Source organism: Streptomyces sp. NPDC006510 (genome assembly GCF_040611955.1).
Lineage (GTDB): Bacteria > Actinomycetota > Actinomycetes > Streptomycetales > Streptomycetaceae > Streptomyces.
Genome location: NZ_JBEXPH010000192.1, coordinates 1 through 14,769 on the forward strand (window position 1 = coordinate 1; position 14,769 = coordinate 14,769).

At 72.4% G+C, this 14,769-nt stretch carries 16 protein-coding genes; 3 read left to right on the forward strand and 13 right to left on the reverse strand.

Annotated features, from left to right (window positions below):
- Both ABZY11_RS36055 and ABZY11_RS36060 read left to right on the forward strand, forming a co-directional pair.
- Nucleotides 1-486 (forward strand): helix-turn-helix domain-containing protein (locus ABZY11_RS36055; protein ID WP_356483212.1); only part of this gene is annotated, 486 nt, incomplete at its 5' end.
- A 133-nt stretch (nucleotides 487-619) separates the two neighbouring features.
- Nucleotides 620-1,966, forward strand: a complete 1,347-nt coding sequence (locus ABZY11_RS36060; RefSeq protein ID WP_356483213.1) for a diaminopimelate decarboxylase — start codon at nucleotides 620-622, stop codon at nucleotides 1,964-1,966.
- An 18-nt stretch (nucleotides 1,967-1,984) separates the two neighbouring features.
- Here the strand turns inward: ABZY11_RS36060 and ABZY11_RS36065 are convergent, their stop codons facing one another.
- From ABZY11_RS36065 to ABZY11_RS36125, 13 genes are all read right to left on the reverse strand, one after another.
- Complete coding sequence (locus ABZY11_RS36065; protein ID WP_356483214.1) at nucleotides 1,985-2,800, reverse strand: discoidin domain-containing protein; 816 nt, start codon at nucleotides 2,798-2,800, stop codon at nucleotides 1,985-1,987.
- A gap of 386 nt (nucleotides 2,801-3,186) precedes the next feature.
- Nucleotides 3,187-3,720: a phage tail protein gene (locus tag ABZY11_RS36070; protein ID WP_356483215.1), complete on the reverse strand. Its 534-nt coding sequence runs from the start codon at nucleotides 3,718-3,720 to the stop codon at nucleotides 3,187-3,189.
- Between the two features lie 5 nt (nucleotides 3,721-3,725).
- Nucleotides 3,726-5,684, reverse strand: coding sequence for a putative baseplate assembly protein (locus ABZY11_RS36075; protein ID WP_356483216.1), 1,959 nt, complete (start codon nucleotides 5,682-5,684; stop codon nucleotides 3,726-3,728).
- Entirely contained in the window at nucleotides 5,681-6,094 is a 414-nt protein-coding gene (locus tag ABZY11_RS36080; protein WP_124720016.1) for a GPW/gp25 family protein, read from the reverse strand. The genes ABZY11_RS36075 and ABZY11_RS36080 overlap by 4 nt, the downstream gene beginning before the upstream one ends.
- Before the next feature lie 6 nt (nucleotides 6,095-6,100).
- Nucleotides 6,101-6,394, reverse strand: a complete 294-nt coding sequence (locus ABZY11_RS36085) for a PAAR domain-containing protein (RefSeq protein ID WP_356483217.1) — start codon at nucleotides 6,392-6,394, stop codon at nucleotides 6,101-6,103.
- A gap of 34 nt (nucleotides 6,395-6,428) precedes the next feature.
- Entirely contained in the window at nucleotides 6,429-8,426 is a 1,998-nt protein-coding gene (locus ABZY11_RS36090; RefSeq protein ID WP_356483218.1) for a VgrG-related protein, read from the reverse strand.
- Nucleotides 8,426-9,229, reverse strand: a complete 804-nt coding sequence (locus ABZY11_RS36095; RefSeq protein ID WP_356483219.1) for a peptidase M23 — start codon at nucleotides 9,227-9,229, stop codon at nucleotides 8,426-8,428. The genes ABZY11_RS36090 and ABZY11_RS36095 overlap by 1 nt, the downstream gene beginning before the upstream one ends.
- A 5-nt stretch (nucleotides 9,230-9,234) precedes the next feature.
- On the reverse strand, nucleotides 9,235-9,672 hold the full coding sequence (locus ABZY11_RS36100) for a phage tail protein (protein ID WP_356483220.1): 438 nt from the start codon (nucleotides 9,670-9,672) through the stop codon (nucleotides 9,235-9,237).
- 40 nt (nucleotides 9,673-9,712) lie between these two features.
- Complete coding sequence (locus ABZY11_RS36105; RefSeq protein ID WP_356483221.1) at nucleotides 9,713-11,476, reverse strand: hypothetical protein; 1,764 nt, start codon at nucleotides 11,474-11,476, stop codon at nucleotides 9,713-9,715.
- A gap of 29 nt (nucleotides 11,477-11,505) precedes the next feature.
- The gene (locus ABZY11_RS36110) at nucleotides 11,506-11,649 is read right to left on the reverse strand and encodes a DUF6760 family protein (RefSeq protein ID WP_093896703.1); all 144 of its coding nucleotides are present in this window, start codon (nucleotides 11,647-11,649) and stop codon (nucleotides 11,506-11,508) included.
- The gene (locus tag ABZY11_RS36115; protein WP_356483222.1) at nucleotides 11,646-12,104 is read right to left on the reverse strand and encodes a hypothetical protein; all 459 of its coding nucleotides are present in this window, start codon (nucleotides 12,102-12,104) and stop codon (nucleotides 11,646-11,648) included. Before ABZY11_RS36115 ends, ABZY11_RS36110 begins: the two co-directional genes overlap by 4 nt.
- Nucleotides 12,104-12,547: a phage tail protein gene (locus ABZY11_RS36120; protein ID WP_072488539.1), complete on the reverse strand. Its 444-nt coding sequence runs from the start codon at nucleotides 12,545-12,547 to the stop codon at nucleotides 12,104-12,106. The genes ABZY11_RS36115 and ABZY11_RS36120 overlap by 1 nt, the downstream gene beginning before the upstream one ends.
- An 86-nt stretch (nucleotides 12,548-12,633) precedes the next feature.
- Nucleotides 12,634-14,187, reverse strand: coding sequence for a phage tail sheath family protein (locus ABZY11_RS36125; RefSeq protein ID WP_356483223.1), 1,554 nt, complete (start codon nucleotides 14,185-14,187; stop codon nucleotides 12,634-12,636).
- A 232-nt stretch (nucleotides 14,188-14,419) separates the two neighbouring features.
- Between ABZY11_RS36125 and ABZY11_RS36130 the strand changes: the two genes are divergently transcribed.
- On the forward strand, nucleotides 14,420-14,769 hold a 350-nt coding region (locus ABZY11_RS36130; protein ID WP_356483224.1), incomplete at its 3' end, for a hypothetical protein.

The window sequence follows — 14,769 nt, forward strand, 5'->3', positions numbered from 1 at the left end:
GCGACCGCGCGCTCGGTGCCGCGCAGCGTGGTCCTGGCGGGCGCCGGGCCGGTGGCTGCGGGCCTGTCCGGGCTGCCCGCCTCGCGGGAGGCCGCGGAGCTGGTGGTGCGGGTGCTGCGGGAGCGGGCCGCGCGGCTGCCGGCCGGGGAGGTGGTGTCGGCGGTGGCGGCGTACGACGAGGTGGTCCCCGAGGCGACGGTGCTCCGGCTGCTCGACCGGGTGGAGCCGTTGTGGGAGTCGCTGTCGGGGCCGGTGCACGCGATGGTGGAGCACGACCGGGTGCACGGTTCGGCGTACGGCGACTCGGTCGCCGCCTACCTCGACGCGTCCTGCGACACGGGCACGGCCGCGCGGCGCCTCAATGTGCACCCCAACACCCTGCGGTACCGGCTGCGCCGGGCCCGGGAACTGTTCGGCGTCGATCCTGCCGACCCCGCCGTGCGGCTCCTGGCGGAGATCGGACTGCGGCTCGCGACCCGCCGTTGATCGTTCGGTTGTCCGGTACGTCAAAGGAATCGGGCAGGCGTCGTCGTGTCGGTCGAAGACGCGCCGTCCCCTGCGCGCCGAAGCTGTTCGTACCTGACGACGTGGCAGACGAAGGGGTGTTGTGGTGGTTGGCATGACTTCAGGCTCGACGGGCCGACAGCGCGGTGACCGCCGCACGGCGGCACTGGCGCGTGCCGTCGAGGACGGACTGCTCGGTCCGCACTCGCCCGTGGTCGGTCTCCTCGACGTGGACGGTGTGCTCGCCGCGGTGGACGCGCTGAACGAGGCGTTCGAGGGGCCCGCCCCGGTACTGCACACGTTCGCGGCCAAGGCGTGCGGCCTGGTGCCGGTGCTGCGGCTGCTCGCGGACGCGGGGATGGGGTGCGAGGTGGCCTCGCCCGGTGAGCTGGAGCAGGCGCTGGCGGCCGGGTTCGCATACGACCGGCTGGTCTTCGACAGCCCGGCGAAGACGGTCGAGGAACTGGAGTTCGCGCTCGCCCATGGCATCGCGATCAACCTGGACAACTTCCAGGAGATGGCCCGGGTGGACCGCCTGCTGGCCGGCCGGGAGGCCGCCGGACCCATCGGGCTCCGGGTGAACCCGCAGGTGGGGGCGGGGGCCATCGGCGCGATGAGCACCGCGACCGCGACCTCGAAGTTCGGCGTCGCGCTGCGTGATCCGGGAGCCGTCGACGCGGTGATCGAGGCCTTCGAGCGCCGGCCCTGGCTCAACCGGCTGCACGCGCACGTCGGTTCCCAGGGCTGCCCGCTGCCGCTCATCGCCGAGGGCATCCGCGCGGCGTACGAGCTGGCCGAGCGGATCAACACCCGGCTGGGCCACGCCCGGATCACCGGGCTCGACATCGGCGGCGGCCTGCCCGTCAACTTCACCGACGAGGACGACCGGCCCACGTACGCCGACTATGTCGCCGAACTCCGCGAGGCCGCACCGGGTCTCTTCGACGGCCGCTACACCCTCGTCACCGAGTTCGGCCGCTCCCTGCTCGCCAAGAGCGGAACGATCGGCACCGTGGTCGAGTACACCAAGTCGGCCGGCGGCCGGCAGATCGCGGTCACGCACGCGGGTGCCCAGGTCGCCACCCGTACCGTGTTCATGCCGGACTCCTGGCCGCTGCGCGTCGGGGTCTTCGACGCGGCGGGCCGCCCGAAGCCGGGCCCGTCCCAGGTCGTCGACATCGCGGGCCCCTGCTGCTTCGCCGGGGACCTCACCGCGACCGGCGTCGAACTCCCCGTCATCGAGCCCGGCGACGTGGTGGCGCTCCACGACACCGGGGCGTACTACTTCTCCACGCACTTCTCGTACAACTCACTGCCCCGGCCCGCGGTGTACGGCTACCGCACCGACGCCGACGGTCGGGTCCGCTTCGCGCTGGTGCGCGAGGCGCAGAGCGTGCGCGAGCTCGTCGAGGAGAGCGGCCTCGCGCAGGCGGACAACCTGGTGGCGCTGCTCACGGCCTGAGCCCCTGTCCGCTTCTCGTCAGGGCCTTCGGCCGAAGAACTCGATCTCGGCGACGGCAAGCCGTCGGCCGGGCCCCGCTCCGTACGTGGTGTCGGTAGTGAGCCGGGCCCTGACGATCTCCGAACCGCGCAGGTCGAAGGTCTGCTGGCCCGGCTGGTCCTTGACCCGCAGCTTCTTGCTGACGCTGGTTCCGTCGGCGGAGGTGAGCACGACGGTGATCCTGGCCGGGCGGGCCTGGGTGAGGAACTCGTCCATCTTGGCCGACGTACCCGAGAAGACGACCAGCTTCAGCACCCGTACCGGCTGCTCGAAGTCGCACTCCAGGTACTGGCCCACCCCCGTGTCGGCTCCGGCGGCCGAGGGCGCCCAGTAGCGGTTGTTGAAGCCGTCGAACGCCGCACCCGCCGGGTGGCCCGGAGCCCTGCTGGAGGCCCGGAACCGGGTGGGCGGCACGGCCTCCGGCTTCCCGGTCTCGTCCTTGGCGAGGCCGAACCAACCTGACACGTGCGGAAGGGCGAACCAGACACCGCACGCCAACACGATCAGCACGATCGGCAGCGCCAGACCGGGGCGGCGCCAGAGCCGGCGCCTCGGCCGGGTGCCCGCGGTGGGCGCCTGACGCGGTCGCCGCCGGAAGATCCGGCGCCACCAGGGGGGCCGGACATCGGGCGGCGGGCCCGGGTCCAGGAGCAGTGCGCAGCGGATGCACAGGGTGCGGTCCGGGGCGTTCTCCGTACGGCAGTTGGGGCAGCGGACGGGGGCGACGGGAGGTGGGCCGGGGGGTGTGCTCGCCGGGCCGGACGGCACATCGGGCAGCGCCTCGGGCCCCGGCACCGGCTCCTCCGTTTCGTCGCCGGGGCGGCGCGGGGCGGCGGTCGCGACGACAGGGGGTTGAGGGGGCGGCTGGGGGGATGGCGGAGGAGACGGTTGGGGCTGAGAGAACGGCTGAGGCTGAGGGGACGGTTGGGGCTGAGAGAACGGCTGAGGCTGAGGGGACGGCTGAGGCTGAGGGGACGGCTGAGGCCGCGACGCGGGCGTAGGAGAGGCAGGGGCAGGAGGGGCAGGGGCAGGCGCGGGCACAGGAGGGGCAGGGGCCGGGCGCGCGGGGGCGGCCGGTGGCATCGGGGAACCGGTCTGCGGCGCCTCCCACTCCAGGAACGCCTGGCACGACGTACAGAACTGCGTCCCCGGCGCGTTGTTCTGGCCGCACGCCTCGCAGATCACAGGACCTCCAGGTCGAAGCCCACATGCGCCGGGATCTCCGTACGGATCAGCTCCTCCAGCCGCACCCGGTCCACCTGGTACGGCTGCGCGGCCCGGACCCGGACCGTGACCCACGGCCGCGGGCCGCCCGGGAACCGGGTGTGCGGCGTCGTCGACCACGCCGTGCCGCCGCTCTCCACGATCTCCGGCTCGATCCCGGTCTCCAGGAACACCGCCTCCGCGAGACCGCGCCGGGTGCCCCGTCGGCTGTGCCGCTCGACCGCGCCGCGCACCGTCGCGCGCCGCTGCTCGACCGGGCGGTCGGTGCGGGTGTCGACGGCCACCCACTGGGCCAGCCAGGCCAGGAAGTCCTCGGGCGCGCTGCGCGGATCGAGGTGGGCGGGCAGATTGTCGATGGAGAGCAGGACCGGGGCCAGTACGTCGTCGAGCGCCGCGAGGAACCGGCGCAGGAAGTCCTGCTCCAGGTAGACCGCCGGGAGCTGTTCGATCAGCGGGTGCGGTGTCGGCAGGCCGGTCACGGCTGTGCGCATGGCGGTCAGGCCTCCCGTACCCGGAGCTGGTGCTCGTAGCTGAAGACCAGCGCGTGCCGGTCCAGGGCGATCTTGGTGGTGGGCTCGCCGCGCTGCCCGTTCACGGGGTCCGCGGGGAAGAGGCGTACGTCCTCCACCAGGTCCACGCCCGCCACCTGTTGCAGTACGGCGAACGCCTCGCCCGACTGGATCGGCCGGCCGAACGGCCAGCCGTCGCGGCCCGGTCCGCCGCTCAGCGGGTTGAAATAGCTGTAGAGGGCGGTCAGCGCCTCCTCCCGCACCTGCTCCAGCACGACACCTCGGCGGGCCTGGACCGAGGCGACCACGGTGACCCCCTGGTAGAAGGGCCGCTCGACCACCAACCGGGCCCCGATGGGCCGCCGTTCGTCCAGATGGCCCGCGATCAGGGCGAGGGTGTGCTGCGGCGGGATCAGCTCGTCGAACTCGATCCGGCCCTGCTCGTCACTGCGCCCGGCCGGTACGACGAGCAGCCGTACCCCGCCCGCCTCGACGTCCGAGTCCCCGCCGGCCGGGATGCACTGCACCCGGGAGGCGTCCGGTGCCACCTCGCGGGCCAGCAGTTCGTAGTCGTGCGGTACGACGGCCCGGTGCAGGGTCCGCAGCGTCATCGGCCCGCGCACCCGTGCGCTCTCCACCGTCTCCCCGTCCACCCCGCCGAGCGCGGGGCTGCGGTTCTCCACCCGGGCCACGTACGGGATGGCACTGCGCAGCACCCGGAGCGTGGAGCGGGCGACATTGCCGCGCAGGCCGCCGCCGGTGCGGTACGAACGCACGCGTACGGTGGCGCCCTTCGGCGGCACCTTGCCGTAGTAGCGGACGGAGCCGTCCCGTTCCCGTACCGCCGGACCGAATTCGACCCGCCCCGAGTTGGGGTCGAGCGTGATGTGCCGGTCCTCGGGGCCGGAGTGCGCGAAGTCGTCGACCCGGGTCCATTCGGTGCCCTGCGGGCCTCCGGCCGGGTCCGCGACCTCGACGACGAAGTCGCCGGGGACGACCGGCGGGCGGCTCACCGTGAAGGTCTGGCCGGGTACGCCCTCGGCCGGGCCGAGCACCTCGTCGGTCACGGTCTCGGCGTGCACGGCCCCGACGGTCGCGCCGATCGTGAACGCGGTGATCCGGCGGACCACCGGGGGCGCCATGTAGGTGGGCTGCCCGGGGGCGGCCTCCACCAGGCGGCAGCGCAGCCAGCCGCCGGTCCGGCGCACGACGACGGCGGGCGTGTGGCCCTCCGGGAGGTGCAGGATCAGCTCTCCGGACCGGTTGAAGCCGCCGGTGTCGTCCTTCTCGATCTCGCAGGCCGTCCAGGCGCTGCCGTCCCAGGCCTCCCAGACCAGCGGGGGCCGCAGCGGGTCCACGCCGACGCCCTCGACCGCGCAGTCCAGCCGGAGCACGACGACGCCCGAGGGAACGGCCGCGGACAGGCCCACGTAGAGGGCGTCGCCGGGCGTGGGCGTGGTGCCGAAGCAGGGGACGGACCGGCCGAGCGCGAGTTCCTCGGTACGGTCCACGGCGTCGCCGGAGGTCGGCCAGGTGGCGAGATGGGCGAACTCGCAGGGCACGATGGACAGTTCGCCGACGGTCGTGAAGACCACCGCTTCCTCGGTCTCCGTGCGCACGGTCGCGACCTCCGTGCCGGCCCGTACCCGTACCGGTTCGGGCTGCGGCGCCGAGAGCCGGAACGTCACATCGGTGTGGGCGGCCGTGGGCGGGTGGAGCCGGACCCCGATCAGGTCGAGGAAGGTCAGATAGCTCTTTTCCGGGACCCGGTTCACCCGGTAGACGAGCTGGTCGACCATGGTCGCGAAGGCCTCGATGAGGGTCACGCCCGGGTCGGACACATTGTGGTCGGTCCACTCGGGGCAGCGCTGCTGGACGAGCCGTTTCGCCTCGTCGACCAGGCCCTGGAAGCGGCGGTCGTCCAGATACGGGCTGGGCAGCGTCACGCGCCGTCCACCTCCTCGTGCTGCGGGATCACATAGAACGGGAAGACCAGGTTCCGGGGGTCGTTGGCGCCCCGCACGGTGTAGCCGATGTCGATGTACAGAACCCCGTTGTCCGCCTCGTCGAACCGGACGACGACCTCGGTGACCTCGATCCGGGGCTCCCACCGGTCCAGCGCGAGGCGCACCTCGTACGCGAGCTGCCCGGCCGTGCCCGCGTCCGCCGGGGCGAACACGTAGTCGTTGACGGCGCAGCCGAACTCCGGCCGCATCGGCCGCTCGCCCGGCGATGTCGCCAGGATCAGCCGGATCGACTCCTCCAGCTCGTGCTCCCCGCGCACCAGGGCGATGGAACCAGTGGCGTCGGTGCGCGGCGGAAAGGCCCAGCCCGCGCCGATGAACTCCTGTCCCATGGCCGCTCAGCCTCCGATCAGTACCGTCGGGCACCCGGACACGACGGGTGAGCCGCAGGCCGCCCGGTCGCCGACCCGGGCGGCGGGCTGCCCGCCGATCAGCACGGTGGTGCTGCCGGGCGGCGTGATCGCGGACGGGGCGTGCACCGCGGGCGGCGGCGACGCGCACAGGTGCGGGGTGCCGACCGTGGCGGCGGGGAGCCCGCCGATCAGCACGGACGGGACGCCGGGGGGCCCGACCGTGCCGGGGTGTCCGGTGGGGTCACCGACCCGTGCGGCTGCCGCCGCGGCTGCTGACATGGGAGTCCGTTCCTCTCGATCGGCGTCCGTGCCGTCAATTGATCTTCACCATGGGTGCGTTGATGGACAGGGAGCTGCCGCCCTTGATGTCGGTGCGCTGCGTTCCGTCGACCGCGACCTGGGCGCCCCGGACATCCACCGTGCCGCTGGTGGAGAGCTTGACCTCGCCGTTCCCGCCGTCGACGCTCACTCCGCTGCGGGACTTCAACGTGACGCTGTCACCGCTCAGTTCGAGCGTTCCCTGCCCGCCGTCCAGCGCGACCCCGCGAGCCGCCTTGATGGACACCTGCTGCTTGGCCTCGATGTTCACGCTGCCGTCGCTGTTGATCACGATCACGGTGCCCTTGCGGTCCAGATCGATCTTCAGCTTTCCGTCGCCGGTGAGCAGGCGTACGCCCTGCGGGCCGTTGGCGTCGTCCAGGATCTCCAGCTGGTTGCCGCTCTTGGAGGCGATCGAACGCCGGTTGACGGCCCCGCTGGTCGGGTCGACCAGCGGGCCGCCGGGCGCGGATTCCGAGGCGGGCCCCGCGGTGGCCGGATCGCCGGACACGGCACCGGCCACGGCGCCGGCCGCACCTCCCGGCCCACCGCCGGCCGGGCCCCCGCCACCACCGCCTCCGCCGCTGCCCTGCGACGGGCGGTCCTTCCCGTTGTACAGACCGGCGAGTACGAACGGACGGTCCAGATGCCCGTGCTCGAACCCCACCAGCACCTCGTCGCCGACCTCGGGGATGAACGCCTCGCCCCCGCTCGTCCCACCCGACTGCGCCGTACGCGCCCAGTCGCTCGCGTACTCGTCCGACAGCCAGGGGAACCGCACCTTGACCCGCCCCGAGCCCTCCGGGTCATGGGTGTCCGTGACTGTCCCGCTGACCAGCCCCGCGCACCGCGACCCGCCCCCGCCACCGGCTCCGGACCCGCCGGATCCCGCTCCTCCACCGGTCAGCCCGAACAGTGACCGCTCCTGCTGACCGGAGACGGTGAGCCAGGTCTCGTACCCGCGCACCGGGTCGAAGACATGCCGGGACGACGTGACCGTGTACCGCCCCTCGAAGGGCGCCCCCACCGCGTTGAGCGCCACCGCACTGCCGGCCCGCACCTCCGGGTTCCCCCGGATCACCGCCTCCAGCTCCGCGAACGACCCCGCGATCCGCTCGGCCAGGGCCTTCGCCGCCTGGTCCACCTGCGCCTGCGCCCCGTACGCCGCGTCCGTGACCACGAAGCGCGCCTCGCCGAACGGGGCGGACACCTCGGCCGCGCTCACCCCCAGCTCCAGCGTCGCCGACTTCCCGGCGGGCGCCCGCCCGACCAGCGGCTGCTTGGCCTTGACGTCCCAGCCGCGCACCTCGACCTCCGAGACCTGCTCCGCGGAGGACACCCCGGCCCGGCAGCGCAGCAGATTGCTGCCCATCTCCAGGACCAGCGGGTTGCGGTCCGCCCGCGCCGAACCGTCGGGTGCGCCGCTCGCCTCCGCGGGCCTGGTGATGTGCAGCTGCCCGTCGAGCACGTACGCCTGCGCGCCCGCCTCCTCGGCCAGGTCCCGGATGAACTCCCAGTCGGTGACGTTGGGCTGGGCGATGTGTTCGAGCACGGGACCGGCCACGTCGACCGTGCCCGGTTTCAGTCCGGCGCGCTGGGCGACCTGGGCGCAGATGTCGGCGAGGGTCATGTTCTGGTAGCTGGCCACCCGGCGTCCGCGGAACAGCCGGTGCGACTCGTCGAGACCGCGTACGACGGTGAAGGTGCCGGTCTCGTCGAGCTCCACCTCCAGGGCGGTGACGACTCCCTTGAGCAGCGGTTTCGGTGCCGAGTCGCCGCCCGCGCGGGCCAGCAGCCTGGCCTCGCTGCCGATCTTCAGCCCGGTCCGGTCCAGCAGCACCCGGTCCGGGTCGCGGAAGCGCAGGAGAAACAGGTCGGGCAGCGTCCGGCTGTCGTCGACGTACCCCTCGACCAGCGTGTTCACGAACTTCGGCGGCAGCGGACTGCCGCCGAACTCCACCACCAGCGCCGTCGCGACGCCCGGCTGCGCCATCAGGACCGCCCCCCGTCCCGGCCCTCTTCGAGCCTGTTCAGCTCGTCGAGCGCGGGGAGCAGCAGCTGCCGTCCGGGGGCCAGCCGCATCGGGTCGTCGATCCCGTTCGCCTCCGCGATCACCCGCCAGGCCGCCGGGTCGCCGTACTCGCGCTGGGCGAGCGAGGGCAGCGAGTCCCCGGCGTCCAGCCGGTGCACCCGGCGGGCGGCGAGGGCGCCCGAGGTCGGGTTCTGGCCCGGGGTGTCGCCGCTGATCTCCTCCATCGTCACCTGGCAGACGGCCCGGATCGGAACGCCCGACGTGGTGAACAGGGTGTATTTCGCCTGCACTTGACTGACGTAGCCGGGGAACCCGGTCAGCCCGCCCCAGTGGAAGACCACCCACGGCGGCGAGGAACGCTGCTGCTGACGGGTCTCGTTGGTCGGCACGCAGCACGCGAAGAGCTGCTCCACGGAGGTCACCACCCGGGTGTCCTGGGTGTCGCTGGCGTCGAAGAACATCTCCACGGTGAGCTTGCTGGGCTGCGAGCCCTGGTACTCCGGCGGTCCGGAGCTCTTCGCGCCCTTGGCCGGGCTCCTCTTCCAGGAAGCGGCCTTGGTGAGGCTGAGCTCCTTGGGGTTGAACTGGAAGTCGATCCGCCCGCACGGGCCGCCGGGGGTGAGGCCGCCGCCGGTCGGCGGGGTCCGCAGCTCCAGGTAGGCGTGCTCCAGCTTGGGCCTGGCCGAACCTCCCTTGCCCGCCTTCGCGGCCGACGCCCCGGACGTGCCGGCGGCACTGAAGGCGATGGGACCCGCACCGCTCACGACGCTCAGCCCTCCATCACATAGCCGTGATGGGCGATCTCGATCGTCTCCATCGCGACCTTGGGCGACTCGGGGGTGAAGGAGGGGCCGGTCCAGCGGACGGGCACGACCTCCAGCAGCCCCCACTGGGCCACCTTCTGCCCGTCCCCGGTCCGCGCCTCGATGTGTGCCGTCTTGCGGCTGAACCCGGTCGTCATGGTGGCGAACCAGCGCGCCACCTTCTCGGTCTCCTTGGTGAGCGGCCTGGACAGCTTGACGTTGGAGTACTTCAGGCGGGTCGGCAGCTGCCACAGATGCCCGTTGTTGCCGCCCTCCTCCCGGGTTTCCAGCACCACTTCACAGCCCAGCCCGTCACATGTGTTGAACGATCCGAGCTCGATGTCGTCGATCGTGACGACGAAGCAGACACTGACGGCGGGATCGTTGTCCTGGGCGGCGGCCATGGTTCGTACCTCTCAATTCCCTGTGTTGTCACTGCCGTTCTCAGTGCCTGGTGTTGATGAGAAATCCCGCGCGTTCGCGTTCCAGCCGCAGATCCGCCTTGAAGAGCCTGCTGAGCGGCGGGTACAGGGCGCGTACCAGCTCGTCGGTGACGACGGGCGCTCCGCCGGGGGCGGTGGCGGCAGCGGTCGCGGGAGCGCCGGGCGCACCGTGGGCCTCCGCCGTGGGCCCGGGTTCCGGTTCCGGTCGGGGCTCCGGGTCGGGCTCGGGCGCGGCCTCCTGGGGCGGATCCGGTGGCGGTGGCTCCTCGGTCTCCGTCTCGCGCTGGACGACGGGCGGCGCGTACGCCGGGGGCGGCGACCCGAAGACGACACTGCCATCGGCCATCCGCTGCGCCACCCCGGCGGCCACGGCGACCGAACCGGCCGAGGTGAAGGAGGGCACGGAGGAGGCGGCGGAAGTGTAGGTGGTGGACGGTGAGGTACTGCTACCGGAACCCGGCAACGAACGAGGCACCGGCGGCCCCCCGGCTGCCTGACGCTGAAGGGCGGGAAGCGGCGGGGAAGGCGCACCCGCCGCTTGCCCCGGGGGCGTGGCGGTACGTTGCAGAGCAGCCGGTACGGAGACGGACGGGGTCACCTCCGTCGACGGCGCCCCCGACCCGGCGGACGTCCAGCGCACCGGAACGGCATCGGGCACGGACGGCGGCACGGGTCCGGGCACGGATCCCGTACCGGCGGACGCGACCGCTGTCGCACCGTCCACGGCGGAACGCTGTACGGCGCCCGTCCCACCACTGCGCCCGTTCTGGAGCGTCAGGGGCCGGTCGCCGAGCAGCGACGCGACCGGAGCGGTGGTCGGGGGCGGCGACAGAGGAGCCTGCGGCGGCACGGCGGGAGTCCGCTGCACCGCCGGCGTGGGAGCCGGCGGTGTGGATTCCGACGCGGCGGGGAGCAGGGGGGAGTCGCCGAGCAGCGGCGCGGTGGGCACACCGGAGTCGGGTTCCGGCTCCGGGGCTGCGGGCACCTGAGCGGCCTCGGGAACCTCACCGGCCCCACCGGCCCCATCGTCCGCCACGCTCCGGGCAACCGGAGTCACCCCGGGATCCACACCAGGACCGTCAACGGCGGCCCTTCGCTGTGCCGTTGGCGGCAATGCGGACATGGGCGCACCGAGGCCGGGCGCGCGCCGGGGCGTGTCCGAGGTGGGCGGCATCACCGATCGCTGAACGGGCGGGGCCGAGGGCGGGTACGGGGACGGGGACGGGGACGGGGACGGAATCGTGGGCTCGGGCGCGGCCGATTCGGATGCCACCACAAGGGGCTGCTCGCCCACCAGCTGGCGCACCGGCAACTCTGCCACGGCAGACTCCCCGGCCGAGGTCATCGCGGGCGCACCACCCGAGACAGCGCGCTGCGTAGGCACGGAAAGGGGGACGGACCTGGCCCTGCCCGGCAGCTCCACCTGCCGCTGCACGGACCGCTGCACCGCCGACGGGCGGTCCACGGTGGCCGGGGCGGCCGGGGCGGTGATCCCGTGCACCAGCCCGGTGGGCGCGTCCGGGCTGACCAGATGCCCGAGGGGTGTACCGAGTGAGGTGTCCTGCCGGGTGGAGAGCGATCCCTGGAATGCGGAGGGGTCGATGACCAGGTCCTGATTCCCCAGGGTCCGCTGGATCGGCGGCAGTTGGGACGGATCGACCCGCTCGCGCGGCGGCGCCGGCGGGGCGGCGCCCGCGCCGCCCCCCTCCGTACCCGTACTCGTCTCCGTGCGCCCGCCACCGCGCAGCCAGGACATCAGGCCCATGGATTCTTCCGCCCTCCCTGCGCTGTTCGCTACTGCCCGTTGAGGCGAGCGATCTGTGCGACGAACCTCAGTCGTTCCGGGTGCTCCAGGTCCAGCAGCTCATCGAGCGGCCAGTGGAAGTGATAGGCGAGGTACGCGACCTCCTCGTAGAGCAGGTCGGCCGCGTACGTCACGATTCCCCCAGGCGGCCACCGGCGAGATTCACCGCGAACTCCTCCTGGCAGGCCGGACAGGTGACGGCGGCGCGGGTGTGTCCCTCGGCGTTGATCCGCCGGTAGAAGTCCTGGAGGAAGGCCAGGTCGGAGGCGAAGAGGTCCTCGATGATGCCGGGGTGGATGTCGTCGATCGTGCCGATCCGGGTGACGACCCGGGCGATGAGCACGACCGAGAGGTACGCGGAGTTCTCACGCACCCGGTCGTCCCGCAACGGCACGAGTTCGTCGCGCGCGGTCGCGAGCCGCATGACGCCCGTATGGTGCACGACGCCCGCGTCGTCGACGTACCCGCGCGGCAGCTCGAAGGTGAACTCGGTGCGGAGCGTGTCCCGTTGGCCGAACCGTCCGCCGCCACCGGCCGGGAGGTGCGCGTCCGGCCGTTCGAGGGCCTCCGCCGGAGCCGTACGTCGCATCAGTCGAGTTCCATGCTCTCGTAGGTGATCGCGAGCTTCTCCGTCAGGACCGAGGTGTCACCGGCCTTGAGGGTGCCGATCTCCAGGGACTTCGGCCAGGCGTTGATGAGTTTGTAGCGCTTGATGGCGATGCCCTCGTGGTCGTACACGATGACCGCACCGTTGCGGCGGGCCGCGGTCATCCGGCCGAACCGGGAGTCCTTGATCCACCGTTCGAAGCTGTTGTCCTCGGTGAGGCCGCGGGTCACGGTCACCTCGCCGGCCTTCGGCCTGCCGGGGAGCTTCTTGATGGCGTAGCGGCCGTCTGCGGTGTTCTGCTTCAGCTCGATGACGTCCTGCTCCATCTTCAGACCGCTGACCTCGGTGATCTGCTTGATGACGACGCTGTCGAATTCGAGGCCGAAGGAGGCCCCGACGGTGCTGTCGAGATCGGGAAGTGGCACAACAGGCTCCTTTACGGCTCTTACCGCTTTTACCGCTTGGTGGACCTCAGGACGGCCGCGCTGCTACGGCCCGGCGCCCGGCGGCGCTACTCGTCGACGCCGCCGGTGCCCCCGGTCAGCTGGGAGAGGCGGAAGACGACGAACTCGGCCGGCCTGACCGGTGCCACCCCGATCTCGCAGATGACCTGACCTGCGTCGATGCTCTCCGGCGGGTTGGTCTCGCGGTCGCACTTCACGTAGAACGCCTCTTCCGGGGTGAGCCCGAACAGCGCCCCCTTGCGCCACTCGTTGACCAGGAACGCCGAGACCGTCCGCCGGATACGGGCCCACAGTGCGTCGTCGTTCGGCTCGAAGACGACCCACTGCGTACCGGCGAGGATCGACTCCTCCAGGTAGTTGAAGAGGCGCCGGACGTTCAGATAGCGCCAGGCCGGGTCGGAGGCCAGCGTGCGCGCGCCCCAGACCCGGATGCCGCGCCCGGGGAAGGACCGGATGCAGTTCAGCCCGACCGGGTTGAGCAGATCGTGTTCGCCCTTGGTCAGCTGGGTCTGGAGGGCGACCGCCCCGCGGACGACCTCGTTGGCGGGCGCCTTGTGCACACCGCGCGACTCGTCGTTGCGTGCCCAGACCCCGGCGATGTGACCGCTCGGCGGAACGAGCCGGGCGCGCCCGGACGAGGTGTCGGCGACCCGGATCCAGGGGTAGTAGAGCGTGGCGTACTTGGAGTCGAAGTTGGCCCGGTCGGTCCGCCAGGCAAGGATCTGCTGCGGGCTCAGTCCCGGCGGCGGGTCGAGAATGGCGACGCGGTCGCCCATCAACTCGCAGTGGCTGATGAGCCCCTGCTGCACGGCGACGACCGACTCCAGGTCCAACAGCCCGCGTTCGTACGCGCTCATCAGGTCCGGCACGGCGATGGTCGTGACCTCTTCGACCGCTTCGAGCCCGCCGAGCCCGGTCCGTCGGTCGGGGTCGCCGACGTACAGCTCGGGGGTCAGCGCTCCGGCTGCGCCGGGTGACGCGGGGGCGGCGGGGGCGAGGGTCACGGTCTGCGGCTCGGGCTTGGCGGGCGCGGCGCCGCGCCCGGACTCCCGTATCTCGATGAGCTCGGACTTGGTGTTGACCCGGGTGGCGACGTTCTCCTTGCTGCGTTTGGTCGTGACGCTCGGATACGTCTCCGCGACCTGCCCGTCCCGCTTCACGATCAGCTGGAAGACGTCGGAGGGCGGATCGTCCCCCTCCACCTCGGTCACCTCGACGGTGATCTCTCCCGTCACACCGGGGCGGGGCTTCACCGCGTACGGCCCGAGCTGCGTCTCCGACCCTGCGGGCAGCTGCCCGGCGCTCCGGTCGCCCTCGCCGTCCGCCGGGGGCTCGGTGCCGTCACCGATCCGCACCACGTAGCAGACGCCGCCACCGTTGGCGAAGAACCCGTACACGGCCGACGCCAGATACGTACCGTCGACGAAGTCACCGAACGTGCCGACGAACTGGCTCCAGTTGGTGATCAGCGTCGGTTCGTCGAACGGGCCCTTCTGGGCGAAGCCGACGAAAGCGGCGACCGAGGTGCCCACCCCTTCGATCGGCCGGGATCCGGACTCGATCTCTTCGACGTAGACGCCCGGGGACAGGTACGACGGCATATGAGTCTCTCCTTGGCCGGGAACGCCCGCAATTCTCGCGACACCCGCGATCACCGGGAACGGACACACGGCCGCCCGCCCGTGCACCGGCCGCTGCCCGATCAGGCAACGCCGTCGTGCTGTACGTGCCGCCGGGCGCTGCCCCGACCGCGGTGCGCATGTCCTGCGTACTCCGCGGGCGCCGCGCACACCCTGGGACGGCGACGGGGCACATGTGCGGCCGGGAGGACGGATGAAGGCGGTTCCGGAGAAGGGCCCCGCTTCTGCCCGTACCGGTACGTCCACTCCTCCTCGTACAGACGTCTCCCGTACGACGACGGCACCGGAGCGCCCGCCCGGGGACCGCCCCGCCCCCGATCGCCGCAGCGTGCAGCGGCTGCAACGCGCGGCGGGGAACGCGGCCGTCTCCCGCCTGGTCGCCCAGCGCTACACCGCCCCGGTCAAGCCGCCCCCCACCCAGGCCCCCGGCTTCCGCAAGGTCAAGTCCGACGTGGCGGCCAAGAAGGTCCGCCTGGCCGCCCACGCCCCCGCCGCCACGGAGTCGAAGTCGGCACAGGACGCGGCGGTCGCGCCCCCGGACGA